This is a genomic window from Hungatella sp. (genome assembly GCF_046966825.1).
In genome coordinates, this window is the sequence record NZ_JBKVCZ010000096.1 from 1 (window position 1) to 26,957 (window position 26,957).

Genomic DNA, 26,957 nt, shown 5'->3' on the forward strand with positions numbered 1-26,957 from the left:
AAAGATGCCAATCGAAACGCGCTGTTGCCGACCACCGTCACATAGTTCTGCATGGCGACGAAACGCCCTCCTGCCGCCTCGAAAAATGACCTGCGGACAACATCCACATACGGAAGCAGGACAAACACGGCTGTCCCCGCCAGACTCGGCAGAAGGAACAGATACGCCTTCCGTGCCAGACGGCCCGACTGTGTTTTATTCCGCATAATACAGCTTCGCCTTGTTTTCAAACTGCCCCGCCGCCTCGGCCGCAGTCTGTTTCCCTTCAAAATATCCCTTTGTTTCACTGACTATCATCTCCAGCAGTATATCGTCAACAGAAATGGGCGTATGGAGCTTATCCAGCATTCCCATAATTTCTTCCTTCTTCTTATCATCCGGGTACTCTGCGCTCATCATATCGCCGCCGTCAAAGCTGAAACCGATGCTCACCGTGGAAGTCCGTTCTATCCAGGCACCGGAAGCGGTCTTACTCACAGTAAATCCGTCATTTAAATCCCCATTCTGAACCTTCGGTGACAGGGCAAACGCGACAAACTCTCTCGCAGTTTCCTTTTCCTTACCAAAGCTGGTGACTCCCAGAAGTCCCTTCGGATAATAGATATCATTAAACTGTTCCATCTGGTAACCATACTTATCAACGATTGCAGCAGGTGTCATGACATCCATCATACCCGCCAGTTCCACCAGAGAGATCTCTGCATTTTTCGTCAGCAGTCCATAATCGCTTAAACCAGTAAATCCTCTCGTATCGGCGGCATTGTATACCCGTCCGCGGCCGCCGTCTTCCGATTCGTCGAAGACTACCTTGCTTCCGCTGGCGTCTCCCGCCAGCTTCGCGGTTTCCAGAAGGATTCTGACTTTCTCCGTATCCAGCTGTCCGGCGTCTTTTCCTGCCAGCTCCGGATAGTAGAGACAGATCATCTGCCTCAGAATATTTTCATAGATGGTCTTTGGGAAGAGAGCCTTATCCGGATTCGCCTCCTGCCACGCCCGGAGAGAACCGATCGCAGCCATCTGGCTCATTGCCGTTCCATCTCCGTATATAATTGGAATACCGACACGTACCGGGTACTGATAGACACTTCCGTCGGAACCGGTGAAGCTCTCCGCTATGTTGGGGTATAGCTCTCCCGCTTTTACCATGGGAGTGATAATATCACTTAAATCCTCCAGAACCCCTTTTTCAATATAGGACTCGATCGGAAGCCCATCCAGCACCAGCACGTCAGCGCCGTTGCCGTTTAACAGTTCTGCGTTTAAGGAACGGATCGTATCGGATTTTAAGGTGCTCCCCGACTCGCCGGCTCCGTCGATCAGTTCGACTCTGACATCGGGATGCTCCATCTGGAAAAGGGAGGCCGCCTGTTTCACGGTCTGGTTTTCCGAAAGGTTAAGGCCGTATACTGTAAGGGTTTTTGAAGGAACGGTCGGCATATCCGGATCATACGTATAGCGGGCCAGTTTCTGTTCCTCACTTTCCGAGTACCATAAGTAAAAATCATTGTCATTTCCGACGAGAAGACGTTTAACGTATGCGCTGGGCATGCTCATGGAATTCAGGGAACCGTCCACGATGGTCTCCCACATCGTTCCCTGATCCGCCATGTGATGAATTCCTTTAGTATTGGCAAGGTAGAAATCATCTCCTTCTCCACGGGCCAGACTTCCGTATACGTCTGACTCGTCGGTCTGGAACGGAATCACTTCCTTCTCCGCCAGCGATTTTAAATCGTACCGGAGAAATCCCCTGTCTCCTGTAGTCATAAAGCTATTAGCTGTCAGCGTGTGGCTGTCACAGAAATTGCTGTGGGAATTCCTCTGAGGGAGCTTCTTTTCCACCACGCCATCCGTACCGACGACGATGACCTGGTCACCGGAGGGAATGAACAGCGTGCCGTCTTCGCTTACGTACAGTCCGTTCAGCAGAACCATGGCATCCTCAATCCCGGCGGAAATCTCCTGCATGGGCTGCCCTTCTGCAAACTTCACCAGATGCGCCTTATAACTCTGATCCGCGTAGATCAGATAAAGCGTCCCATCCGCGCCGTAAGCGGAATACGTTAAATAGTCGCTGTCCTGAAGCTCCTGCACCGGAGATGCCGTATCTTCGCTCCAGGAGGAACCGTCGTAGCGGTAGGCCTTCTTTTTCCCATCCACTTCCTGGCCGATTAAGGTGAACATCACCAGCTCCCCGTTCTGGTCCTGGATGATATCCACAACACGTTCCGTTCCAGCTTCAAACGGATATGCAACCGCCTGCTCCACGTAACGCCCCTTTGCGACGTCCGCGGTTCCCGTGTCCGCAGTCCCTGCTTGTTTTGTACTGCCCTTTGCCCCCTCAGCGGCGCCATCCTTCTGTTCCTTTGCGCCGCATCCGGCGGTCATGACCGCCATGACCGTGGCCAGAGCCAGAGCCGCGGCTCTCTGAATCAAGTGACTGTTTTTCATTTTCTTTTATTCCTTTCTCTCAATACACTCCTGCATGAATCAAACCATATCTTTATTCTGTCTCCGCCCGATAGAGCGTCACCTTGCTGATTATGGCCTTTACAGCGGCCGGGAGATCCTGTGTCCCGCTGAAATAGCCTTCCGATTCTTCCGCCATAATGGACAGAACCGTGGGATCCGGTACGACCGGATTATTCAGGTCCGGGATCATATCCAGCAAAAGCTTCCGCTCTGATTCCGTTGGATAATCCCCATAGATCATAAGGCCATCCCAGTTCCCCGTCCCATAGCTCATCACTATTTGCCGCTGCTTCCATCGTTCCACACCAGCACGGGTGACGGGGAAGCCATCCTCCACGTCCTCTCCCTGTATCTGTTCCGACAGCAGGAAGGTTACAAAGCGTTCCGCCGTCTCTTTCTGCCTGCTGTTCCGGTTAATGGCGACCCGCTCTTCCGGATAGAAGGTATGATTGACGGATTGAAGCGGATACCCTTTTTCCCTCATAACTGCAAACGAAAGGCTCATCTCCGCCATTTCCCGCGGAAGCTCCAGAGAGGCTTGATTGTCTCCCGCCATAATCCCCAGATGGTCCGGAGTGGTAAACCCGTTCTCAGCGACCAGATTATACCGTTTTCCGGCTCCGTTATCCTCGTCCTCCGGATACAGAACGCGTGCGCCGGAATGCTCTCCGGTCCGCATGGCCGCTTCCAGAAGGTCTGTAAGCTCCTCTTCCTTTAATTTTCCATCGTCATCCCAAAGCTCCTGGTCATACAGAAAAGCAAGGCGCCGGAGAATATTTTCATATACGGTCTTTCCACTTATGGAGCCGGCTCCCGGCGATTCCTGATACTCCAGATACGCCTGCAGGCTGGATAGACTCGCTGTGGCCCCGGCCTCCCCATATACAACCGGGAATAAGACCCTCACTGGCACCTCGTAGACAGATCCGTCGCTTCTCCGGAAATGGCCGGTCAGATTCCGGTATATTTCCCCACTCTCTGTAAACGGCGCAAGAAGTTCGCTCATATCCTCCAGAATCCCTTTTTCTATATAGGACTTTCCCGGAAGGCCGTCCAGCACGAGAACATCCGTTCCCGCTCCGGTCAGCAGCTCCTCGTTTAAGCTTCGGATGATATCCGCATCCATCATCCCTTCCATCTGCTTTCTTCCGTCGATCACCTCGACACGAATATCGGGATTTTCCATCTGGAACCGTATGGCTCCCTGGCGGATCAGATACTTCTCCGACAGATCAAGACCGTATACGGTCAGCGTCGATGTCGGAACGGAAATGATGTCCGGATCGTATACATAGTGTGCAAGAACGGGATTTTCGTCTTTCTCGTACCATACGAAAAAGTCGTTGTTCTTACCGACACACATCTTACTAATTCTAATCCCCGGAAGGCTTAAGGAATTCAGGCTCCCGTCCACAATAGTCTCCCACATCGTCCCGCCGAGCGCCATGTGGTGAATTCCCGCCGCGTTGCACAGGTAGATATCGTCCCCTTCTCCGGCTGCGAGGCTGCCCTCCGCGTCGGAGTCCCCCGTCTGGTAAGGAATCGTCTCCAGTTCCTTTCCTGTCTCCATGTCATAAGCCAGAAATCCCAGGTCACCCGCCGTTATGTACGTATCTCCCACCAGTGTGCTGCTGGTATTCAGCGTGCTGTTTCTGTTTTTCTGATACAGCTGGAGGGACCCCCCGTCTTCCGGCTTCCAGACCACGGTCCTTCCATCCATCAGGGAAAAGAGCACTGCCCCGCTGTCAGCCGCCAGAAAATCGGAGATATTATAGATCCCATCCTTTTCAAACGCGGGATCTGCAAGCCGCTCCATCTTCTGACTGCCCCAGGCCATCTTTCCGATGTATCTCTCTTCCCCCTGTGTAAGGTAGTAATACGCCGCATCCTTCGTACCGTTCATCTTTAAAAGCATGCTGCCCTCGGGAATGCTGGCGGTGAGGGCTTCATCCATGTTCCATTCACCCGTATCTTCCATCCGGTAAATCCTGTTTTCCATCTCCTGGTTGTATGTGAGAACCAGGAGATCTCCTTCCGGAGAAAGCATCATGGCTTCCATCATCTCCGTCGATGGATCGAACGGAAATGCCAGTTCCTGCTCCACATACCGTCCTCTGGGGACGTCTGAGTTATCACCGGTTCCTCCATTATCGGCCGTCGGCGCATCCGCCCCGCCCGCCTCCGCACCACCCGGCTTCGGGCCGCATCCTGCCGCCATCACAGTTACCGCGGCCAGTATCAGGAGCCATGCGGCGGCTTTCCGTGCGGTCATTCCTTTTTTTCTGTCCATCCCTTTTTGTCCTTTCTGCCATTCCGGATTTACCTTTAGAATAATCATACCAGAGAAATCTCTAAAAAAACTGGAAACGGCTGGTTTTTAGATTTTTTAGAGATTTCTCTGCTATAATAGAGGAAACAACTGATATAAATAAGAAAGAAAGCAGGGATCACAGACATGAGAATCTTACTGGTAGAAGATGATAAAATACTGTGCAGCACGGTAGCCATGCAGTTAGAGCAGGCGGGATATCAGGTCGATCAGTGTTACCGGGGCGACGACGCCCTCTACTACGCGACGGAGTATCCCTACGACGTGCTGATTCTGGACCGGATGCTCCCGAGCCTGGACGGTTTAAGCCTCTTACAGGCCATCCGGCAGAAATCCGTCATGACTCCTGTCATCATCACCACCGCGCTCGACGGTGTGGGCGACAGAATCGACGGGCTGGACGCAGGCGCGGACGACTACCTGGTCAAGCCCTTTGCAGTGGAGGAACTCCTGGCGCGGATCCGGGCAGTCACCCGCAGACCCGGACGAACCGCGGACACCGCGAATCTGACCTTCGGCAGCCTCTGCCTGGACACAGTCAAGCATGAGCTCACCAGAGAAGGCGCCTCCTCCGAGACGGTTACCCTCTCCGGCCGGGAGTCATCGCTTCTGGAGTATCTGATGAGAAACGCCGGCCGTACGCTTCCGCGAAATGCCATCCTCTCCTACGTGTGGGGACCGGATTCCGAGGTGGAGGCAGGCAATCTGGACAACTACATCTATTTTTTACGCCGGCGTTTAAAGGCGATTCATGGAAATGCAAAAATCCAGACGGTCCATGGCGTCGGCTACCGGCTGGAGGAATTCCATGATTAAAGAGCTTCGCAAAAAACTGACCCTGTTGTACACCGTAACCACGGGAACCATTCTGACCCTGGTAGTCGCAGGACTCCTCTTCTACAACCTCCGTGTATCGGAAAAGGACGCGCTGCAGACCTTCCAGAATCAGATCGTAGCCGTCGCGTCCCGCATGCAGTACGGCTCCACCATTTCCGGAAGCTGGCTGGCCCAGACCGAGGCTTCAGAAAAGCTGATCATACATATTGAGGAGAACCGGGAACCATTTCTCTATTCCGGGTCCTGGGCTCCGGCCACGGACCGGCAGACGCTCATCGACCGGGCGCGGGAAGAGGCCCTGAAGGAGAAAGTCAATCCGGCGGTGCGCCCCGTCTCCTCCTCGGTCATTCAGAGCTCGGTCTTCACGGTAAAGGGGGATCAGGGAGACTCCTATTACGGCACAATCCTTGTCTTTCCCACCGCCAAAGGATATCAGAGCCTGACGCTTCTGGGGTACCGGACGCCGGGTATCTCTCTGATCAGGAGTCAGGGGCCGCGCTTCCTGCTGTTCGATATTCTGGGGATTGCAGCCCTCTTTTTCGTCAGCTGGTATTTCGTCGGAAAATCCCTGGAACCGGTGGAAATGAGCAGAAAACGCCAGAACGAATTCATCGCTGCCGCCTCCCACGAGCTTCGCTCTCCGCTGGCAGTCATCGAATCCAGTGTCACCGCATCGACGCAGTGGCGGCAAGTCACTCTCCCTTACAGTCGGCGGAAGGTTCGGACAGTCCCTCTCCCTTGCAATCAGCGGAATGTTCAGAAAAACAGGCCCAGTATCTGAAAAACATACGGAGTGAATGCAGGCGCATGGCGGCGCTTGTGGGGGATATGCTGCTTCTCGCCTCCACAGACGCCGGCAGCTGGTCCATCAAACAGGAAACAGTGGATATGGATACACTTCTCATCGAAACCTACGAGCTCTTTGAACCGGTCTGCCAAAACAGCCAGGTCAGGCTTTTCCTGGAGCTGCCGGAAGAGACGCTTCCCCATATAACCGGCGACGCCTCCTGCTTAAAACAGCTGCTCACCATCCTTTTGGACAACGCCGTGTCCTATACACCGGCCAATAAAAAGATCACCATAAGCGCCGCGGTGAAAGGGAAAGAAATGACGATCTCCGTAGCAGACCAGGGGTGCGGGATTCCCGCCGATGTCAGGGCGCATATCTTCGACCGCTTTTACCGGGGCGACACCTCCAGGACGGACAAACGCCATTTCGGTCTCGGCCTCTCCATCGCCAAAGAGCTGACTACGCTCCACGGCGGCCGGATCTCGGTGGATGAAACGGAAGGCGGTGGCGCAGCCTTCCGGGTGATGCTGCCTGTCACGGCGGAAAATGAAGGGCAGAGACTGTAAATGCGCCCGCTCATTGATCAGGAAAATAAAAAAGGCAACAGGCCTGATTTTTTGCGGACCTGTTGTCTTTGCTTACAAATAAACCACATTTCTTATCCTATTGCCTGTTCAGCGCCTCCCGGTATTCACTGGGAGTCATCCCGGTAAACTGCTTAAATACCTTGCTGAAATACCTTGGATTCTCATATCCGGCCATCATGCTGATATCGGACACCTTCTTTTCCGGGTCGGCCAGCATCTCCTTCACCTTCTCCATGCGCACCTCTGTCATATACTCCACAAAATTCTTTCCGGTTTTTTCCTTAAACAGGCGGCTCAGATAATTGGGATGCAGATAGAACTGGTCGGCCAGCATATTGAGCGTGATTGTCTCATTGAAATGGCGCCGGATAAACAGCTGGACCTCCTTGATCACTCCGCCGCCCAGCTGCACCTCATCAGATTCATTCAGCTTCTGCACCAGCATGCCGGCATAGCCGGTCATACAGTCAATGGTCAGCCGGTAATTGTCGCAGAGCAGAATCTTCTCCAGCATCTTATTCAGCTGGCCGTGCAGATCTATGCCGTCCCCCTTCATGCCCTGCAGCAGTCCATTCAGCTCGATCAGACACCGGATACATACGGTCTGGAACTGCATCACGGACATTTTCAGCGCGCAGATACTCTCCAGTGCGGAATCCAGCTGGGAAACCGCGCAGCCGCGCTCTTCGGGATTGGCCAGGACGCCAACCAGCTCCGAGTATCTCCTGACGGGTGGTCCTGGGAAAACAGGGTTTTATTTTTTATACCAGATCATCCCCCGCTTCTCGCTGGCCCGATGGTAGCGCAGGGCCTTTCCGGACTCCTCATAGGCTTCTCTCAGCGCGCCGATACCGTGCTTGAACTTGCTGATTCCGCAGGACCACTCCAGCCCCACCTGACAGGTCTGTTCCAGGATATCCACAAAGTGGTCGGCCTCCGCCTCATTTTTGCAGGGAATGATCGCAAACAGCTCATAGACATTGCAGTCCAGCAGGTACGCATCCGGCACAATGGCCATGATCTTCGCCCGGAGAAGCTTCTTTTTCTCGATGATCTCCTCCTCCGACAGTTCACGGCTTAAGAGCTCCATGGACAGTCCATGCCACCATTCCAGGACGGGCAGCTGGTATTTCTCCTGCTCCAGCCTGGAATAGCCCTTTACAGCGGAAAGGAGCAGGCCCTCAATCCGGTTGTTCCGCACCTCCTGAGCACGCCTTTCCTCCATAAAGTCTTTCCCCAGGCGCTCCAGCAGCTCTTCCACCTCTTTTAGGTTCACCGGTTTGTTTAAATAGTCCACCGCACCATACCGTATGGCCTCCCTCGCATAGGAGAATTCGCTGAAACCGCTGAGAATCACGGATTTGACGCCCGGATACGACTTCTGGATGATCTGGAGCATATCCAGCCCCGTCTTCCCCGGCATCCGGATATCCATAAATACCACATCCATGGCGGTTCTCTCCATCAGTGCCAGGGCTTCATCCACGCTGTAGGCAATCCCCTCCACCGAAAAACCGTACTCCTGCCATTTGACGAATTTTGCCAGTCCTCTGCATACAATTTCCTCATCATCTACAATTAAAACTTTGTATGCCATCTTCCTCTCCTTTGCTCTTTTCCATATTCTCCGAATGCTTCCGCACAGGCAGGGTGATCCTGATCTCGGTCCCCGCCCCTAAACGGCTGGTGATGCCTATGCCGCACGCATCCCCGTAAAACAGCCGGATCCGCTGATAGACATTGACGAGACCTATGTTCTCATCAGCCACATCCGTTCTTTCCATGTTGGCGGTCAGCTGGTCCACTTCCTCCCTGGACATGCCTTTCCCGTTGTCCCTTACGGTTATCTGCAGATCTGCACCTGTGATACACGCCCGGATCACGATCCGGTATCCGCTGCTGCCGTCGTCGAAGGCGTGCACGACGGCATTTTCCATGATGGGCTGCAGCATAAACTGGGGAATATAGATGGCTTCCTCATCCGCCTGCATATCGATCTCCAGCTGGATTTTCTCTCTGTGCCGGAAATTAATGACGTCCAGATACGTTCTGGCGTGCTCGATTCCCTCTTTCAGTGTGATCGTATTGCCGCCGGTGCGCATCCCCATGCGGCACAGCCTGCTGAATTTCTCAATCATCTGGGTCACGGCGCTTTCCCCCTCCGCCTCGTACATGGCCTCCCACCGGATAATATCCAGGGTGTTGTACAGGAAATGGGGGTTGATCTGCATGAGCAGCGCGTCCAGGCGGGCGTTGGCCCAGCTTATGGAGATCTTCTGCCGTTTGATTTCGGACAGATACACCTGGTCGATCAGCTGGTCCGTCTTGTCCGCCATCTCATTGAACCGGTCTCCCAGTATGGTGATCTCATCGTGACCGGAGTTCTCATACCGCGCGTTCCATTTGCCGTCCCCGGTCTTTTTCATGACCCGGACTAACTGGCTGACCGGCTCCGAAATGCTGCAGGTCACGTAATAGGAGATGATAAAGCAGGCGACAACGATCAGAAGGAGCACCAGGATGCACAAGTTTCTAATTCGATACGTCCCCCTATAAAGGACCGCCAGCTCCGCGATATAGGCCACGAACACGCCGGTATTGGGAATCTGCTCATAGGCCAGTATCACCTTTTTTCCGTCGATCTTCTTTTCCCGGATGCCCTGTCCATCCTGCTTCATCTCCTGGAACAGCAGATCGTCCTTGGGAAATGCGGGAGCAGTGAGGCTGGGATTGAACCACATCAAAACACCGTCCTCCCCGATTAAAAAGGTATTTCCATCCTTATAGGCCTCATAGCCCTCCATGGCACCGGAAAATGCGTTCAGGTTGACATTCATTAACAGCACGCCTAAAAACTCCCGTTTTCCCGGCGCGTAGACGCCGATTCCCAGCGTGATGATATTGGGATAGCCGTAGATGCTCTGCTCATTCTGATAGAAGATGTTGGTCTGCTCCGCCATATCAAACCAGACGGGATACCCCTTCTTCTCCTGGGGAATGAGGTAGATATCCGTCTTATAAAACTCTTCAAGGTTGCGGATGCAGCCGCCTCTCCGGTATCCGTCGGGTTCCACCATGTAGTACTGTTCCCGGGGCGTCACAAACTGGACATTGACGATATACTTCTGATTGTAGCGCATATTGTACAGCCTGCTCTCCACAAAGTAGCGGTTTTCCTCGTACTTATTTTTGTCCGCCTCCGTTTTGAAGGGATACAGCTGCGCATTCTCTTTGAGCGCACGGATCACCTTGCTGTCATCATAAAATGTCAGGGCGGACTCTTCGTATTCCTGCATGGTGTCCTGAATCTTTAATTCCACGTTCTGGACTAATAAGGAGCTGTACCGGTCGATATTGGCTCTGATCTCGGCGGAATATTTGTAAAAGCTGAAGAAGGTAAGGAATATGGCAGCCGTCATAATCAACAGCATAAAGGAGAGATTCAGGCGGCGGAAAATACTGACCCGGCGCAGCACGGCCTTAATGCTGTGATCCCATCTTTGTTTCATTTCTTTCAGTTTCTGCATCATGGCCATACATCTCCCCGTCCCTTTCCTGTTACAGTTTTTGCATCGTAAGTGACTATTATATCATAAGAATGCCAAAAGGCCAAAAAGTGCAGGCTGTTATCCTCGCACTTTTTGGCTGTTCTATGGATCTGTACTGTCGGTCTGTTCTGTCTGTTATCTCTTATTTGCCTCATTGAAAGCCTGCAATGCCTCGCTGGCACAGAGATCCTGCGCTGCGCTGAATTCTTTTTCCGGATCGGCATTCGGATCTACTAAAATTTTCTGTACCGCACGGTCAACGTAGGAACCGAAATCAGATTTTCCGTAGAATTCAAGACGGCCTACGGATTTGGCGGCTTCCAGAACCTGATTGTACTCTTCCGGGAACTCGTAGAAATCCGTTACGCTGATGTCATCTCTTGGAATGATAACCGGATTTAACGCGCCCTTGGTAGCCAGGTTCTCAAAGAAGGAAGACAGATACGCCCTGCTCGTATAGAAACTGATATATTCCCAGGCGGCGTCCTTCTTCGCCTGATTGGTCTTGGCATTGATGGCATAGCAGGTTCCTGCGATCGCGGTGGTGCGTTCTCCGGATGGTCCTGCCGGAGGAAGGCTTAATCCGATGTCGTCGGGATCGATTCCCTTTTCAGCCGCTTCCGCTACCCAGTCACCGGCAAACGGCATCATGCCGATCTTTCCCAGTCCAAAGTTTGTTACAAGATCGCCGAACTTCAGGGTTAAGTCACTTTGAAGCACGCCCTCGCTGCGCAGCTTCTGATAGTATTTTGCAGCCTCGATAACGGCCGGATCGGTAAAGGTAAGCTCTGCCGTTCCATCTGCATTCTCTTTCGTCAGATCTCCGCCGGCCTGCCATACGTAATACTGGAAGAACCACTCGGTCCATTCAGCGGCCAGCGTCGCATATCCGGTAATCTGCTTATCCGGATTGTTGATCTTCTTCGCATCCTCGACTGCCTCATCCCAGGTTGCCGGCGGCTCTGCGATTCCCGCCTCTTTAAACAGCGCTTTGTTATATCCGAACAGCATGGGCGCTACCTGATACGGCAGACCGTAGTAGCTGCCGTCCTTTTTAAACATATCGATGTACTCGCTTGTGAAATTGCCCCATTCATCCCAGTTGTCCGTATACTTGTTCAAAGGCTCCAGGATTCCCGCCGCAATGTATGTATTCATCATGGTGAAGGAGGAATCAACCAGATCCGGTGCGTTGCCTGCGGCTACGGCCTGATAGAATTCGTTGCCGGGGTCCCCCTCTTTTACTACTTTATTTAATGTGATCCATGGATGCTCCTCCAGGAACTGATCTTCCATCTGTACGTACCAGTCGTCCTTGTTGCGGCTGGTAAGCCAGATAGTAAGCTCCACGGGTTCTTTCTCAGCAGTATTCTGCGCTTTTGTCGTCTCCGGAGCTTCGGTATTCCCCGTCTCGACCGCCTGTGGGGCCGCCGTCGTAGCGTTGGTCTCCGCGGGCTTGCTCCCGCAGCCAGTCATCAAACCTGCTGCCATGGACATACTTAACGCGATTGCCAATGTTTTTTTCATAAATGATCCTCCTTCTTGCCTGTCACACCTCATCGCTGAAGTGATTATTTTTTAGATGAATTAATCATAACAGATGAACGGTTTCATGAAAAGAATAGAAAATTAACGGATACACAGAAATATGTCATTATTCTTAACCTGTTTCCGCCCGGAAGCAAAATACTTTAAGAATAGTGACCTCAATGTTTATTGAATCCATTATAAATAAAAATGGTTGCTTTTATAATAGAACCAGCGTAACAGTTCAGCCCTCGCTTCCGGCAGCCGCGGTCCGTCCCGGCGCTTTCGTCTTCCGGACCTTTCCTGTGACTTTGCAGGGTAGCGGAAAGTCCCCCTCATTCCATTCGGCGGAGTAGTTAGCAGTTCTTAATGCGCAGAATTTTTCGTTCAGGGGAAATCCCCACCTGTCTGAGCGCAGCGAGTTTGGGGATTTTCACTGGCTTTTAGAAAAATACTGCACATTTAGAAATGCTTATGCCCGAAACCGGAACTGGAAAGGTCCGGAAGACGAAAGCGCCGGGACGGACCGCGGCAGCCGGAAGCGAGGGCTGAACTGTTACAAACCAGCATCTATATAGAAAGAAATCGGAGGTTTTTATGAAGAGACATCTATTTTCAATAAGTTTCGGCAGCTACTCTTTCAGAAAAAAGATAACACCCTGGTGTATTCTGGCGCTGCCCATGATTTTTACGGTCTGGTTAAAATATTACCCGATCCTCAGCGCCTTTTATATTTCCCTGTTTCAATACGATCCTATCCAATCGCCGGGTACTTTTGTAGGCTTGTCCAACTACGTCAGCATGTTTAAGATGCCTTATTATTGGGAAGCGTGGAAAAATACGTTTATCTTCCTGCTGCTGCAGCTGGCCATGTGCTTTTTTATTCCCCTGATCCAGGCGCTATTCCTCAATGAGCTGACAAAGCTTCAGAAAAGCCTGACCACCCTGTACATACTTCCGGCGCTGATTCCCACGTCAGTAAATGTCATTATCTGGAGATGGATCTGGCATCCGGATTACGGCGTCGCCAACCAGATTATAAAATTCTTCGGCGGCCAGCCCCAGACATGGTTAAGCGATCCCAATCTCGTAAAGTTCTGTATCATTTTCCCCGGAATCTTAGGGGGCGGGCTGACGGTGCTCCTGTATCTCTCGGCCATTCAGGGGATTTCCACCGATATTATGGACTCGGCTTCTCTCGATGGCTGTACCGGATTTGGGCGAATCATCCATATTATACTGCCGAATATCTCTTTTATGATCTTTATTCAGCTGATTATGAGCGTCATCACCACCATGCAGCTGCTGGACGCACCTTACATGTATGCTTCCGGAGGGCCGAGCGGCGCTTCCACCACACAGGGCATCTTCATCTATAATGCGTTTAACCAGGACTTGAACTACGGGCGCGGTTCGGCCGCATCGGTGATTCTTCTGCTCGTCATCGCGGCCCTGACCATCATGCAGATGCATTTTGAAAAATCAGAGAAGGAATAGGAGGAGCCAGACAGAATGAAAAAGAACACAACGACGAAAAAGACGAAAATCAAATACGGGGCCGCCGAGCGCAGGCTGAAAATCTGCGCCGTCGCGGTATCCCTCCTCTTTGCCGCTTTGATGCTTTATCCGCTGATTTTCGCGGTATCCAGCGCCATGAAGGACAATGCAAAGATCTATGAAGTTCCTCCGAAGCTGCTTCCTGAGAAGGCCAACAGCCTCGCCCTCGTCATCGACTACTCCGGCATGGAGTTTGCAGACGAAGAACAGATGAAGGACACCATGATGCAGGACAATGTTCTGGCAATGTTCGGCATCAACTACAAGCTTTCCGATGATTCCATCATGGAGATCTCTGTATACGGGGTCAGAGACGGCAAGACGCTGTTTTACTCCAGGGCGCATCAGATGAAGCTGCAGCTGGAAAAGGACTACGGTATCTACGCCCATTCCGCGGTGAAAAAGGAAGTGCTGATCCATGGAGACCGCTATACCAGGGCCTGCGATTCCTTCGGCTATGAATTTGACGTAAACGGCTTATCCCGGACAGCGCCAGCCGGCTCCGGTATGGCCCATGCATTTCAGACAAAAGTCATGGAAGTCCTGGCTGAGAAGTACCCCTTAAGCGGCAGTCTCATCACCGTGGGAAATAAAACGAATCATCTGCTTAATCTGGAAAGTTTCAAATATTACTTACAAATGCCCGCATACATCTACCCGAAGAATGAGGTTATCGCCAGGTTTGGTTTCCTGACCTTTGTCATGAACAGCATCCTTGTCATCGGCTTCGCAATGGTGTCCCAGGTTATTCTATGTTCGGTATCGGCCTTCGTCATCAGCCGTATGCTTTCCAGGAAGGCCGGAAACCTGGTACTCCTGTTCTTCATGGGCGGCATGATGATTCCCTTTGCCAGCATCATGCTTCCCCAGTTAATTATGTATCAGAAAATGGGGGCCTACAACAATTATGCCGCGCTTCTGCTGCCATTTTTGTATCCCTTCGGTTTCTACGTCTATCTATACAAGGGCTTCTTTGACCAGATTCCAGGCAGCTACTTCGAGGCGGCTTCCTTAGACGGCGCCAGCCCGTTTTACCTCTATAAGGCCATCTGCATGCCGCTGTCCAAGCCCATTATCTCCCTGATTGCCCTGCAGACCTTTATCGGCAACTGGAATGACTTCTTCTGGGCCTGGCTGGTCACGGAGGATCAGAAGCTGTGGACGCTGAATGTGGCCCTGTATAATATATCCAACAATTCCGGGACGAAGCAGAATGCCCTGATGGGGCTGGCGGTGGTCACGATCACCCCTGTCATCCTGCTGTCGATTCTCTTCTCCAAGCAGTTAAAACAAAGTATTATGGCATCCGGTGTAAAAGGATAAACAATAACGGCAATTTGAAAGGAACAAGGCATATGAATCAGACAGATATCTCTGTATTTGAACAATTGGAACAGGAACTGGCGGCTCTTCGGATTGAACTGCCGTCCGAAGGCCGCAGCGTCACGGTCACCGACTTTGGCGCGAGGGCGGACAGCGATTTCTGCAACACGGAGGCCTTTAACCAGGCGCTTACGTACTGCCGGAGGGAAAAGGCAGAGAAGCTGATTATTCCTAAAGGCGTTTACCGCTTTAAAGAGTGCAGTCAGAACGCGCATCTCATCCTTGACGACATGGAAAACTTCACGCTGGAGGGCCAGGGCAGTGAGCTGATCTTCGAATCACTGAGCTCCTACTTATCCATCTGCCGCTCCAGCCGCATTCTGGTTCGCGATCTGATCCTGGACTGGAACTGGGAGAAGGCCCCGCTCTCCAGCGTGGGCGTCGTCTCTGAAGTGGCGGAGGATGGCAGTTATATCGAATGTGTCTTTCCGGCTTACGGGGAGATCGCAGAGGATATGGCATTTTCCATCGTCGGCCCCTTCGATCCATGCCGCTATACGCCTGGCTGTCCGGGCGGCATGGAATTCCGCCCCTATCAGAATGATCATGTGAAGAAAAGCGGCGATGAGAAGACCGATGCACAGATGCAGGAGCTGGTTCGTGAGCTGTCCAGTGTCTTCCTTCCCAGACAGGAAAAGACTGCCGCCAACAGGCTGCGTTTTTATACCTCAGACCCGGAATTCACGAGGAGGCATTTCCACGTTGGAAACTGCTTTAACTTCCGCCATTATGAGTATGACATCCTGACCATCCCCATCCAGGATACCCGGGACTGCACGCTGGACAACGTCGTGATCTACTCCTCGCCGGGAAGCGGCTTCGTAGGCAACGGAGATATCCACGGGCTCCATTTAAAGGGCTGCCGCGTCACGGTCCGTCCGGGCACCTCCCGCAGTGTATCGACGGCTACAGACTGCCTCCATGTCTGCAACTCGCATGGAAGCTTCATCATTGAAGACTGCGATTTCGGCTATGCCGGAGACGACTGCATCAACATCCACGATAATTCCTCCATGGGAATCCAGCTTCTCGATTCCCATACCCTGCTGGCCAGGAGGGTCACAAAGGAATCGGTTCTGTTTGAGACCGGCTATCCGGTAGAGCTTCGGAATCCGGATCTGTCCCCCACCGGCTTTTCCTCCCTGCTCACCGCCGTGCAGTACTCGCCCGGGACGAAGACCTGCCGTCTTACCTTTGCAGACGCCCTTCCCGAGGGGCTTTCCACGGATACCGTCCTATGGAACAAACGCTTCTCCACGCAGAACTATATCATACGCGGCTGCCGCTTCACCAACAACCGGGCGCGGGGCGTCCTGCTTCAGGGATCGAACGGCATGCTGGTCAACAACGTCTTTGAAAATATTCAGGGCGCGGCCATCCAGATCGAAACCGGATGTGAATCCCGGTGGAGCGAGGGCCATGGCGTCAGAAACCTGATTATCCGCGGCAATGTCATCCGCCGCTGTGACTTAAACGCCTGGCAGATGGCCGTGCTTTATATGGGAGTCTATCTCCCGGGAGGCCGGACGGAGGAACCAGTCTTCCAGAATATACTGATCGAACAGAATTCCTTTATCGACTGTCCGAGACAGGCCATGTTCCTGTCCTCCTGCCGGAATGTCATCGTCCGCGGCAATACAGTCATCAATGCGCTGAAGCTGGATTTAGAAGCACCGTGCTACGGCTCCAGCACAATGGAAAAACCGATTTATGGAGAACACTATGAAGGCGTGATCCAGTTTGAGAAGGCGTCGGACTGGATCGAGGAGAATAACCATATCTTTTCCACTCGGATATAAGGAAGCAGCCATGCTTCCTTATCCGTTTTCCTTGGCAAACTGGCTGTTATACAGCTTTGCATAAAGCCCATCCCGGACCATCAGCTCCCTGTGGTTTCCCACCTCCCTGATATCTCCGCCCTCCATATACAGTATCATGTCCGCGTCCTTGATGGTGGAGAGTCTGTGGGCAATCACGAAGCTGGTGCGGCCCCTCATGAGAACCGCCATGGCCTCCTGAATCAGGACCTCTGTACGCGTATCGACGGAGCTGGTCGCCTCATCGAGAATCATGATCGGGCTGTCCGAGAGAATGGCCCTGGCAATGGTCAGAAGCTGCCGCTCCCCCTGGGCCAGATTCGTCGCCCCCTCCTGCAGCCTGAAATGATACCCGCCCGGCAAGGTGTGGATAAAGGAGTCTGCTCTGGCCGCCCTGGCCGCTTCCATCACCTCTTCATCTCCTGCCCCCAGTCTTCCGTAACGGATATTTTCCATGATGCTGCCGGTAAACAGCCACGTATCCTGAAGAACCAGGCCGAATACGGCCCGGAGGTCTTTCCGCGTCATCTCCCTGATATTTATGCCGCTCACGCGGATTTCACCGTCGTTCACATCATAGAAGCGCAGCAGCAGATTGATCAGGGTGGTTTTTCCTGCACCGGTGGGGCCGACGATAGCCACCTTGCTTCCTGGCTTCACTTCCAGGCTCACATCGTGCATCAGGGTGTGGTACGGCAAATACCCAAATTTTACATGGATGAATTCCACTGAGCCATCCACAGGCTCCGGGACCACAGGATGTTCCGGATCCGGACTCTCCTCCCTCTCATCGATGAACTCGAATACCCTGGCCGCTGCCGCCGCAGTGGACTGAAGGATGTTGGCGATCTGCACCGTCTGGTTGATGGGCTGTGAAAACTGTCTTAAATACTGGATAAAGGACTGAATCATACCGATGGTCATCCGGTTGTCGATGACGAAGGAGCCGCCCACGATCACGACGAACACGTAACCCAGATTCGCCATTCCCTGGGTAACCGGCATCATGGTGCTGGACATAAACTGGGACTTCCATCCGCTGTCGTACAGGGTTCTGTTGGTTTCTGAAAACTCGTCGATGGTCTCTTCCTCCGTACCGTAAGCGCTGACAATGGTATGGCCCGTATACATTTCCTCCACGTATCCATTCATCTCCCCCAGTGTCTCCTGCTGGGTCTTAAAGTACTTCTGCGAGGCCCCTGCTATCTTCATGGAAAACACGAGCGCGAGGGGGACGGTCACGATACCGATCAGCGTCAGCATGGGGCTGATATAGAGCATCATGGCCAGAATGAAGATGACGGAGGTCACCGCCGTCACGATCTGCTCCAGACTCTGCTGGAGGCTGTTGGAGATGGTATCCACATCGTTGGTGATGCGGCTGAGCACATCCCCGTAGGTGTTCGTATCAAAGTAGTTCAGGGGAAGCTTCTGAAACTTCCGGTCGATATCATTTCTCAAGTCACGGATCGTTTTCTGGGAGACCCGGACAAGGATAACCGTGCTGATATACTTGAAAAATGCATACAAAATATAAATGGAGGCCAACAGAATCAGTATGATGATGAATCTGCGTATCTCGCTGTAAACCGGCTCCCCGCCTGTCACAAGCCCTGCCAGCGCATCTGTCGCCCGCCCCAGCACGAACGGCCCGAAGCTGTTGAAGAGGGAGGAGAGGATGATGCAGATTACGGAGATGGTCAGGCCTTTGCGATAAGGGCCCATAAACCGGAGCAGACGCCGGAAAATGGCACCGGAATCCGCTTTTTGATTGTGGGTACTAGACTTCATCTTTCTCTGCCTCCTCCTGGGTAAGCTGGGAATACACGATCTCCCGGTATACCTCACAGCTCTTCATCAGTTCCTCGTGCCTGCCCTGGCCAACACAGCGGCCATCTTCCAGCACCAGGATTCTGTCCGCATTTTTAATGGTGCTGACTCTCTGTGCCACCAGAATCACGGTGGCCTCCTTCGCTTCAGACAGCAGGGCCTTTCTCAGCGCCGCGTCTGTCTTATAATCCAGCGCGGAAAAGCTGTCGTCAAAGATATAGATTTCCGGTTTTCTGGCAATCGCCCTTGCGATGGCGAGACGCTGACGCTGGCCTCCCGATACATTGGCTCCGCCCTGGGATATGGGCGCGTCAAAGCCGCCCTCCTTGGCAGTCACAAAATCATAGGACTGCGCAGTCATCACGGCGTGCTCCACATTTGCCTGGTTCGGCTCATCCTGACCATATCCCACATTTTCAGCAATGGTTCCCCGGAAGAGAAACGCCTTCTGGGGCACCAGTCCGATCTTTCCCCGGAGTGTTTCCAGGCTCATCTCCTTCACATTTACCCCGTCTACCAGAATCTCTCCCTCCTGTACGTCGTAAAACCGGGGAATTAAGTTGATCAGGGTGGATTTGCCGCTTCCCGTGGAGCCGATCACGGCCGTAACTTCCCCCGGAGAAGAATCAAAGGATATGTGCTCGAGCGCCGGCGCCTCCGCGTTGGGAAAGGTAAATGTCACATCCCGGAAGGAAACGTATCCCTTTATCCCTGTCTCAGTCACCGCTCCGTCACAGTCTGCCACGACAGGCACCGTGTCCAGCACTTCATTGATTCTTCCCGCGGATACGGCCGCCCTGGGATACATGACAAATATCATGGACAGCATCATCACCGACATCATAATCTGCATCACGTACTGGATGACGGCAATGATATCGCCAATCGGGATCGCCGTATGAATATTTATGATCTGGTAGCCGCCGAAGGCAATTAAGGCAACCATGGTTGCATACAGAATCAGGCTCAGCCCGGGAATCATGATCCCCATGACGCTGTTCATGCGGACGGTATTGATCATGAATTCGTCATTGACCCGGTTAAACCGCTCTTCCTCAAACTGCTCTGTTCCAAAGGCTCTGGCCACACGGATTCCCGTCAGCTTCTCCCTGGTGACCAGATTGATCTCATCCAGCTTTTCCTGCATTTTCCGGGACAGCGGGGAGGCCAGCCGGGCAATGATCAGGACAAATGCGATCATGACCGGAAGGGACACGATCAGGATCATCGACATGGTAACGCTCTTGGCCAGGGCCAGCACCACTCCGCCGATACACATAATAGGCGCCATCAGACAGACCTTCAGAAGCATATTCATAAAGGTCTGAACCTGGACGACATCATTATTCGTTCTGGTAATCAGGGATGAGGTGGAGAATCCGTCAAATTCCGTCTGGGAATAATACTGCACCTTTCGGAATATCCGGCTCCGCACATTTCTTCCAAATCCAACCGATGCCAGGGACGCAAAAAAGCCGGTTCCCACGCTGCACAGGACTCCCAGCAGTACAAACAGCAGCATGGTTCCCCCGATGGACACGATCCGGACTTTATCTCCTGCCGGGATTGCAGTGTTGATCACCTCGGAAAGATACATGGGCAGCGCGAGATTCGCGGCCACGGAACCAATCACGGTCAGGATCAGCAGCAAAAGCGCCCATTTAAACAAAAACAATTCCTTGTACATTTTTTTCATGCCAGACCTCCATTTTCTATCTGGTCACATTATGCGCGGTTTTATGGTGTTAAATACCTTTTTTGGGGGCAGGCAGAGGAGAAGAGATAAAAAAACGGCTTTTACAGCAAAAAAACACCGGTTAATCACAGACTAACCGGTGTTTCAAACTATATCTTACAAAGATCTCACAGAAGTCTTTTATGGATTCGTGCAGGCCCCTTTTTCATCAAAGGAGTAAACCTTTCCTCCAATCTCTTTGGAAGCCGTTTCCATATCCCCATTCTGATTCAGATAGTACCATTTTCCGTCCAGCTTGATCCAGCCTGCGGCCATGGAACCGTCTGCATTTAAGTAATACCACTTGTCTCCGGTGAATAACCAGCCTGTGTGCATTGCTCCGTCCGGCTTTAAGTAGTACCAGATGCCGTTTACCTGCTGCCATCCGGTCACCATATAGCCGTCTCCGTTAAAGTAATACCACTGTCCGGCGATATCACACCACTCGGCCGCCGGGTAGCCGCCGCTCTTCTTCTGGAACCACCAGCCGCGGGCATCCTGCTTCCAGACCCCCTGTAATCCGCTGGTTACCGATTGGCTCTGGCCTCCTCCGGAGGACTTATGGCCGGAACCTGGATCCGGGGTTGGGTCTGGGGCCGGATCTGGATTTGGATCGGGTGTCGGATCGGGATCCGGGGTTGGGTCGGGATCCGGCGTCGGATCGGATTTGCCGTTAAAATGCAAGGTGCGAATTCCTTCACGGTCATCTGGAACAGGCCGCCGCCCAGAAGCTCCGGCGTAATCGTTTCTTTCAGGATTCCGCCATGGTAGCGCAGCACACGGAACGCTTTCCCTTCGGTTCCCTCCGGCACCGGCATAACGAGTGTCACCGGAACGGACAGGGCTCCCGTCACGCCCTGTAAGGTGATCTCCACCTGAAGGGCGGTGTCGTATTTGTCCCCATCGACCGCAGCTTCCTTTTCAGGCATTGAAAGCCTGACGGTCACATTGCCGCCGTTGGAATTATAGGCCGCACCGATCACGCGCATAAGACCGGCATCAATCTCCTCTGCAATGGCATAATCTGCTTCAATCACGACCTCTATACCTTTCTTTTCCATGTAGGACTCTTCCAGGATGGAGAGATTTTCAGCAAAGACTTTGTCGTTCTTCATTGCCTGACAGATCGTTTCCACGTCGTAATCCGTCACTGCGTTAAATATCTGATCCGCTGTGTAGGAATCCGGATCGGCCGCCATATTGGCTACCAGCTCTTCCAGAGTCACGTCTTCCATATCCTCTGACAGCCTTGCGCCGGCGCCCGCCTGATCCAGTTCGCTTCCCTTTGCGATCTTTAAGAAATCACCGAAAACTATCCTGCCATCCTTCCAGGAGAAGCAGTCTGCCTCGTCCAGGGATACGAAGCTATCAGCGCTGACGCTGTTTTCTCCGTCCGCATACAGGAAGTTATTCATCTTGATCACTGCGGATATCTTGTCGTCATAGACCTTGTCAAGCCCTGCGGAGAATGCAGCCGTGCGGTAGGAGGCGTTGTTCTTCACCGTTCCGTCCGCCGTCAGATTCCCATCCGCATCCGTCTTATAGGGACTCGGTCTCAGTATCATATTGAATCTGTAGTTGTCAAAGCTCGTGTTGTTCTGTATATTCAGGGCGCCCGGATTGAAGTTGTCCGTGATTCCATCCAGCTTATTGTGGAAGGCCACGCTGTTTTTCAGCACGTGGGCCACTTCGCGTCCTTCGCCGCCCAACTTAAAGCCGTTGTTGCCGTTGCCGTAAGCCACGCAGTTCTCGATGATGGTCCTTCCGTTAGGGCCGTCCTGAAGCGTGTTATATAAATCCCAGCCGTCATCTGCGTTGTCATGGGAAACACAGTTTACAAAACGGTTGTCGTCGCCGGAACAGGATTTCGATGCAAAGCCGTCGGCATTGATGCCGGACTCGTCCCTGTTTCGGTAGGATTCACAGTTCTGTATCAGGTTATAGGACGGCCATAAGGTCCGGCTTCCCCTGTTCTTCGTAATGGTCAGGCCCGCGTCGCTGGAGGTGTCGTGGATCAGACACCGTTCAATGATGTTGTGGCTTCCGTGAATCATAAAGCCTCTGGAGCCGGCTACATTTTTACCATCAACATCGAGTCCCGTTATATTCCAGTAGTCACTGTCCAGCACAAACAGCTTTCCGGAACCTCCGGTGATAACCACGCTTCCCTCCGCCGTCAGAGATTTTTTGGCTTCTTCATTTCCGGAGGCGGTGTATGGAATGGTAAACGGACTGTAGGTTCCTTCCAACATATATACGGTTCCCCCCGGTATGACTTTCCGGACTGCCGCGTCAACGCTCATCGGATTTTCTCTCGTTCCGTCCCCATCATCGGTCCCGTCGGGTGATGCGTAGAGCTCTTCCCCATAGGTCTCTCTCTTCACAGTCACGGACGCCGTCTTTTCCACGCCTTCATCATGGCCTTCCGATGCGGTATACGTAACAGCAAACGCCGAGGAGGCGCCTTCGATCACCGACGGCACGGTAAACTGTTCTCCGCCGGTTACGGACATGCGGTCCGCAATTGTTCTGCCATCCTGCGTGACGCTCACGGTTCCATCCAGATTAACCATTCCCTGCAGGGTGTAGCTGCTGCTGTTTGTATAATCGGAGGAGGCAATGAAAAGGGAGGAGCCTTCCACATTCGGCGCCACGTAAGCCGGTGTCTCATCCGGATTCTGCACGTCGGATAAGACGAGCGAGATGTTTTCCACCCGGATTCTGGCGTTTCTGGATGCGAAGAATCCTACATTCATGGTATCCTCATCCAGATGTGCCACAATGTTTGGCGTCACGTTCTGATCGGTAAAGCGGTAGGTCTTTGTAACTCCGTCTTCGCCGGTATAGCTTTCGCTAAATCCTTCATCCGTTCTTTCCAGAGTCAGCTTCATCTTCGCATGATAGAAATTCGTCTTGTACGGCGCGCTCTCCGGAGCCTGGCTGTTGTCAGCTGACGCCACATTTGCGGCAAAGGTGCTGCCTGACGTCGGGGTATTCAAGTTGCCTGCAGGGCTGTTGACGCCGTATCTGGCCATGGCCTTGATGCTGAGTCCCGCATCCACCTTCTTGCCTGCGGACAGAACCTCCAGCATTACCATATTGGAAGCGGCCGGATACTCCTCGTAGCCCTCTTCCAGGGGATCTTTTCTGGCCGGTCCGTTGACATCACGCACCATCAGTCCCGCGCCCTCCTGAAGATTCGGCGCTTTGCTGTTTTCCGGTCCCATGTGCTCTACCGTCACATCGGCGGACAGCACGAAATTCTTGTCGGTCGGTACTTCCGTGTAATAGAAGGTCAGTCCGTCGTGGCCTGACTGAATCTTTCCGCCTCTGGACTCGATGATCACGTCCTGGGCTTTCTCACCCTTTTCCGTAAGCGGAGTGTCGGAGCCGACCGGCCATACGTAGTTGGTTCCCACCTTTTCCGGGAGCACGTTGGAGCTGAAATTCATGTCGGTGGACTGGCCAAAGGCTGCTGCCTTCCAGAGACCGCTGCCCTTATCGTCCGGCTTCGTCCCAATGCTCGCTGTCGGCCCGCTGAAGGTCCAGTGGAACGGTCCGCTTCCATCCAGCGCCTTCCACCACGCGTCAGCCGCCTCTACCCGGAAGGTGTGATATTCTGTCACATCCAGCCCGCTCACGGTATAGGTGGTGTTCTTCGTCGTAAAAGCGCCGTTTACATGGTTAAAATAATCGCTGTCACTGGTATAGACACCATTTCCATCTACATAGACACGGTAGCCGTAAATCCCGGATTCGTCCTCCGGCGCTGTCCACGTTAATACTATATCACTGCCGTTTACCGTCACTTCCAGCGTATCATCGGTCCATACCGGCGCCAGATGATCGTAATTCTTCGTGGTTGTGACTTTGGCCGTATCGTATTCAAAGGTCAGACCCGCGTCCGTAAATGCTTCAAGCCTTACCTCATTCTCCTGCTCCATCATTCTGCCGATGGTAGCGCTTAAGGAAGCCGCCGTCGCTCCGTCCTTTAACTGATAGTTATAGAAAGTCGCTGCCAGCTCGCCGCCTGCATAGGCGCGGTAGCCTCTCACGCGGGCATCTGTCTTCTTTGCTGACTGGAATGACGCGGTTCCCCACGTATAACCGATTCCTGAGAAGGTCAGCCTGCCGTTTTCCGGACCTTTGACCTTTGCCGTATCCTCGTCTCCTTCGGTAGTTACAGTTTCCGTCAGAGGTTCACTCCGGTTGCCGGTGGAATCCACTGCATAGACTTTGAATGTATAGGTGAGCGCAGAGGAAAGACCCCCGGCGGTGTACGTGTTTGCATTGATCAGCGGCTGCTGGTCAATCATCACATCATCCAGATACGTCTCCACCACATAACCGGCTATGGAACCGCTTCCGGCCGGCTGCTCTCCATCTTTCGCGTCAGACCATGTCAGTGTTACATTTACCGCTGTATCGTCCGCTTTCGCCGCGTTGGATGGACTGGCCTTCAGCTCGGCATCATCGCCCCAGACCGGAACCGCCATGGCGTTGTATGCGCTGGTTGACAGCGTGGTGCTGCCCATAAACCGCAATCCTGTGCTGTTGCTGATCGATGCCCATGCCTTATAGGCTCCGGCGGCCGCGTCGTCCTCTTCCTTCGCAATGCCGGTCCAGTCCATGGTTACGTCATAGAACGTGGTATCGCTGATTCCCTGAAGTACCTCGGATTTCTTCGCCAGCGACTTTGCTATATTGGTAAATGCAATATCCTGGAAATATAAGTCATGGTGCGTATGGTAAGTCTTGTAAGGCATCGTGTTATCAATATCTGCCACCATGGACATGGTGTTCTTTGTAATCACATCCGCCGTGATGTTGTAAGCCTGAATATTCGCAAATTCAGCCGGTTTGACAGCCGGTTCCACTGAAACGGTCTGATTCGCATCGCTGTAGGTGGTGCTGAGGACGAACACCTGCTGTGCATCGGAAACGGCACAGTCCCGGATCAGAATATTGGACACACCGCCGCCGTTGACCGGAGCGCTCTTAAACCGGAACGGCATATCGCTGTGGTTCATGACATTGTCTTCCACCAGCATGTCGCTGATTCCTGCTCCCGTATGGCTTCCCGCCGCAATGGCCCCGCCATGGCACTCTCGCAGGAAATTATTGAAGGTCCAGATATTGGCCGACGCCTGCTGTCCGGAATCCTGAACGCCTTTCCCCATACCGGTTGCAAAGTTGATTCCATCGTCTCCCGTATCGATAAAGTTATTGAAGATCACAACGTTCTGCGTATTTCCAATCTCGATTCCATCGGCGTTGTTGACGTCATAGGTGGAGAACTTCACGTTGCTGCACGCCACGTCCTCACTGTCTAAGATCGCCACCGTGTGGAACGCCGGGTTCTCGGCCATGAAGCCCTCCAGATAGACGCCCTTCGTGCCTCTGAGAACCACCAGATTCGGCCGTGTAGAGTATGCCAGACTTGCGCTGAGCCCTCTCTCCTGGCCCTTCTTCGATGCATCCGCCGCCAGGATTCCATAGGATTTATCAGGGTTGCTCTTGTCGTACACCTTGGAGTTGCTGCCGGCTACCCAGCGTTTCAGCGCGTATCCCTTTAACGCATCGCTGGTCCAGTCAGGATCGCCGCTCTGTCTGGACTGATAGTACGGGCTGGTGCCGTCTCCCGAGATCGTGTCCTTTTCGCCGTACTTCCATCCGTTTCCGTAGATGGTGCCTTTTCCGACGATGCGGATATTCTCCAGCATTCCATTCTCATCGGAGCTGTAGCCATTCACCAGTGCCCAGGAGCGGGTGTCCGTGGAATACGGATAGAGAAGGTAGTTCTGATCATAGTGATCCACATTCGGCGAACCGAACAGCACAGCGCCCTCTTTTAGTTCCAGTGTCATGTTGCTCTTTAAATAGATCGCGCCGCTCATCCAGATTCCTTTCGGAATCACGACCCTGCCGCCCTCGCTGCAGTCGTCAATCGCGGCCTGGATCGCCCTCGTGTTGGCAAGAATAAACGCGTTCTTTTCCTCGTCGTAGGTGGTATACCCTGTCTCCACGGTTTTGGCGCCATAGTCTTTGATGTTGAATTCCTCCGGCTTCCCGGTCGTGGACCACGAGATACTGCCGGCACCTCCCAGCGCGGCACCGCTGTCATCGACGGCCACTACCTCGAATTCATATTCCGTATCCGGTTCCAGCCCGGTCGCCTTAAAGGAGTGGATATCGACATTTACCATGTCAACAGAACTTTTCTCTGTCTCATAGTAGTCGTAGAATGACTCCATATAGGCGGCCGCCCAGTCGGCATTCTCCGCGAAATTGCTTCTCGCGTCGCCAATCTTCTCGCCATCCTGGTATACGTAATAGTTCGCTACATCGTCATACTTCTCCGGCTTATCCCAGACCAGCGTGATCGAAGTGTCGTCATAGGCCAGCGTCGGTACCCGGACCTCCATGACATCGCTGCTTCCCTCCGAGCGGTCGAAGCGCTTTTCTTCGCCGTCGAAATCAAAAAAAACCGTTTTTTCCTTCTTTGCATTGCTTCCACTGGCTAAGCTGTCCGAAGAATTATGGTC

16 protein-coding genes and 1 pseudogene are annotated in these 26,957 nt (G+C 53.0%); 6 read left to right on the top strand and 11 right to left on the bottom strand.

What is annotated here, in order from left to right:
- The 3 genes and pseudogenes from ACLTD4_RS23610 to ACLTD4_RS23620 form a co-directional block, all read right to left on the bottom strand.
- Positions 1–206, bottom strand: a pseudogene (locus ACLTD4_RS23610) (sugar ABC transporter permease); the annotation flags it as partial.
- Complete coding sequence (locus ACLTD4_RS23615; protein WP_117633928.1) at positions 196–2,451, bottom strand: extracellular solute-binding protein; 2,256 nt, start codon at positions 2,449–2,451, stop codon at positions 196–198. The gene ACLTD4_RS23615 and the pseudogene ACLTD4_RS23610, both read right to left, overlap by 11 nt.
- Positions 2,452–2,503: 52 nt before the next feature.
- Positions 2,504–4,762 (bottom strand): hypothetical protein, encoded by a 2,259-nt coding sequence (locus tag ACLTD4_RS23620; RefSeq protein WP_412331596.1) that lies wholly within the window; start codon positions 4,760–4,762, stop codon positions 2,504–2,506.
- Between the two features lie 165 nt (positions 4,763–4,927).
- Here ACLTD4_RS23620 and ACLTD4_RS23625 point away from each other — a divergent pair, with 165 nt between their 5' ends.
- The 3 genes from ACLTD4_RS23625 to ACLTD4_RS23635 are packed head-to-tail and all read left to right on the top strand — an operon-like array spanning position 4,928 to position 6,994.
- Positions 4,928–5,617: a response regulator transcription factor gene (locus tag ACLTD4_RS23625; protein ID WP_117633926.1), complete on the top strand. Its 690-nt coding sequence runs from the start codon at positions 4,928–4,930 to the stop codon at positions 5,615–5,617.
- Positions 5,559–6,419, top strand: a complete 861-nt coding sequence (locus tag ACLTD4_RS23630) for a hypothetical protein (protein ID WP_412331597.1) — start codon at positions 5,559–5,561, stop codon at positions 6,417–6,419. Before ACLTD4_RS23625 ends, ACLTD4_RS23630 begins: the two co-directional genes overlap by 59 nt.
- Positions 6,420–6,445: 26 nt before the next feature.
- Positions 6,446–6,994, top strand: coding sequence for a sensor histidine kinase (locus ACLTD4_RS23635; protein ID WP_412331598.1), 549 nt, complete (start codon positions 6,446–6,448; stop codon positions 6,992–6,994).
- A 97-nt stretch (positions 6,995–7,091) separates the two neighbouring features.
- Here the strand turns inward: ACLTD4_RS23635 and ACLTD4_RS23640 are convergent, their stop codons facing one another.
- The 4 genes from ACLTD4_RS23640 to ACLTD4_RS23655 form a co-directional block, all read right to left on the bottom strand.
- On the bottom strand, positions 7,092–7,631 hold the full coding sequence (locus tag ACLTD4_RS23640) for a helix-turn-helix domain-containing protein (RefSeq protein WP_412331602.1): 540 nt from the start codon (positions 7,629–7,631) through the stop codon (positions 7,092–7,094).
- Between the two features lie 138 nt (positions 7,632–7,769).
- Positions 7,770–8,612, bottom strand: a complete 843-nt coding sequence (locus ACLTD4_RS23645) for a response regulator (protein ID WP_412331599.1) — start codon at positions 8,610–8,612, stop codon at positions 7,770–7,772.
- A complete protein-coding gene (locus ACLTD4_RS23650; protein ID WP_181988585.1) occupies positions 8,584–10,545 on the bottom strand; it encodes a sensor histidine kinase in 1,962 nt (653 codons plus the stop codon). The genes ACLTD4_RS23645 and ACLTD4_RS23650 overlap by 29 nt, the downstream gene beginning before the upstream one ends.
- A 153-nt stretch (positions 10,546–10,698) precedes the next feature.
- A complete protein-coding gene (locus tag ACLTD4_RS23655) occupies positions 10,699–12,090 on the bottom strand; it encodes an extracellular solute-binding protein (RefSeq protein ID WP_117633924.1) in 1,392 nt (463 codons plus the stop codon).
- Positions 12,091–12,687: 597 nt separating this feature from the next.
- Between ACLTD4_RS23655 and ACLTD4_RS23660 the strand changes: the two genes are divergently transcribed.
- The 3 genes from ACLTD4_RS23660 to ACLTD4_RS23670 are packed head-to-tail and all read left to right on the top strand — an operon-like array spanning position 12,688 to position 16,829.
- A complete protein-coding gene (locus ACLTD4_RS23660; RefSeq protein WP_412331600.1) occupies positions 12,688–13,587 on the top strand; it encodes a carbohydrate ABC transporter permease in 900 nt (299 codons plus the stop codon).
- A 15-nt stretch (positions 13,588–13,602) separates the two neighbouring features.
- Positions 13,603–14,970: a carbohydrate ABC transporter permease gene (locus ACLTD4_RS23665; protein ID WP_117633922.1), complete on the top strand. Its 1,368-nt coding sequence runs from the start codon at positions 13,603–13,605 to the stop codon at positions 14,968–14,970.
- 32 nt (positions 14,971–15,002) lie between these two features.
- Positions 15,003–16,829, top strand: coding sequence for a right-handed parallel beta-helix repeat-containing protein (locus tag ACLTD4_RS23670; RefSeq protein ID WP_117633921.1), 1,827 nt, complete (start codon positions 15,003–15,005; stop codon positions 16,827–16,829).
- A gap of 18 nt (positions 16,830–16,847) precedes the next feature.
- Here the strand turns inward: ACLTD4_RS23670 and ACLTD4_RS23675 are convergent, their stop codons facing one another.
- The 4 genes from ACLTD4_RS23675 to ACLTD4_RS23690 all read right to left on the bottom strand — a co-directional run.
- Entirely contained in the window at positions 16,848–18,638 is a 1,791-nt protein-coding gene (locus ACLTD4_RS23675; protein WP_117633920.1) for an ABC transporter ATP-binding protein, read from the bottom strand.
- The gene (locus ACLTD4_RS23680; protein WP_117633919.1) at positions 18,628–20,373 is read right to left on the bottom strand and encodes an ABC transporter ATP-binding protein; all 1,746 of its coding nucleotides are present in this window, start codon (positions 20,371–20,373) and stop codon (positions 18,628–18,630) included. The genes ACLTD4_RS23675 and ACLTD4_RS23680 overlap by 11 nt, the downstream gene beginning before the upstream one ends.
- Before the next feature lie 180 nt (positions 20,374–20,553).
- Positions 20,554–20,847, bottom strand: a complete 294-nt coding sequence (locus tag ACLTD4_RS23685; protein WP_412331603.1) for a hypothetical protein — start codon at positions 20,845–20,847, stop codon at positions 20,554–20,556.
- A 92-nt stretch (positions 20,848–20,939) separates the two neighbouring features.
- A partial coding sequence (locus ACLTD4_RS23690) for a fibronectin type III domain-containing protein (RefSeq protein ID WP_412331601.1) occupies positions 20,940–26,957 on the bottom strand: 6,018 nt, incomplete at its 5' end.

Bases quoted from the DNA above. Each gene is read 5' to 3' on its own strand.
- ACLTD4_RS23645 (WP_412331599.1), bottom strand. From the start codon at position 8,612: ATGGCATACAAAGTTTTAATTGTAGATGATGAGGAAATTGTATGCAGA.
- ACLTD4_RS23630 (WP_412331597.1), top strand. From the start codon at position 5,559: ATGCAAAAATCCAGACGGTCCATGGCGTCGGCTACCGGCTGGAGGAAT.
- ACLTD4_RS23670 (WP_117633921.1), top strand. From the start codon at position 15,003: ATGAATCAGACAGATATCTCTGTATTTGAACAATTGGAACAGGAACTG.
- ACLTD4_RS23635 (WP_412331598.1), top strand. From the start codon at position 6,446: ATGGCGGCGCTTGTGGGGGATATGCTGCTTCTCGCCTCCACAGACGCC.
- ACLTD4_RS23680 (WP_117633919.1), bottom strand. From the start codon at position 20,373: ATGAAAAAAATGTACAAGGAATTGTTTTTGTTTAAATGGGCGCTTTTG.
- ACLTD4_RS23620 (WP_412331596.1), bottom strand. From the start codon at position 4,762: ATGGACAGAAAAAAAGGAATGACCGCACGGAAAGCCGCCGCATGGCTC.
- ACLTD4_RS23665 (WP_117633922.1), top strand. From the start codon at position 13,603: ATGAAAAAGAACACAACGACGAAAAAGACGAAAATCAAATACGGGGCC.
- ACLTD4_RS23615 (WP_117633928.1), bottom strand. From the start codon at position 2,451: ATGAAAAACAGTCACTTGATTCAGAGAGCCGCGGCTCTGGCTCTGGCC.
- ACLTD4_RS23660 (WP_412331600.1), top strand. From the start codon at position 12,688: ATGAAGAGACATCTATTTTCAATAAGTTTCGGCAGCTACTCTTTCAGA.
- ACLTD4_RS23650 (WP_181988585.1), bottom strand. From the start codon at position 10,545: ATGATGCAGAAACTGAAAGAAATGAAACAAAGATGGGATCACAGCATT.
- ACLTD4_RS23675 (WP_117633920.1), bottom strand. From the start codon at position 18,638: ATGAAGTCTAGTACCCACAATCAAAAAGCGGATTCCGGTGCCATTTTC.
- ACLTD4_RS23625 (WP_117633926.1), top strand. From the start codon at position 4,928: ATGAGAATCTTACTGGTAGAAGATGATAAAATACTGTGCAGCACGGTA.
- ACLTD4_RS23640 (WP_412331602.1), bottom strand. From the start codon at position 7,631: ATGCAGTTCCAGACCGTATGTATCCGGTGTCTGATCGAGCTGAATGGA.
- ACLTD4_RS23655 (WP_117633924.1), bottom strand. From the start codon at position 12,090: ATGAAAAAAACATTGGCAATCGCGTTAAGTATGTCCATGGCAGCAGGT.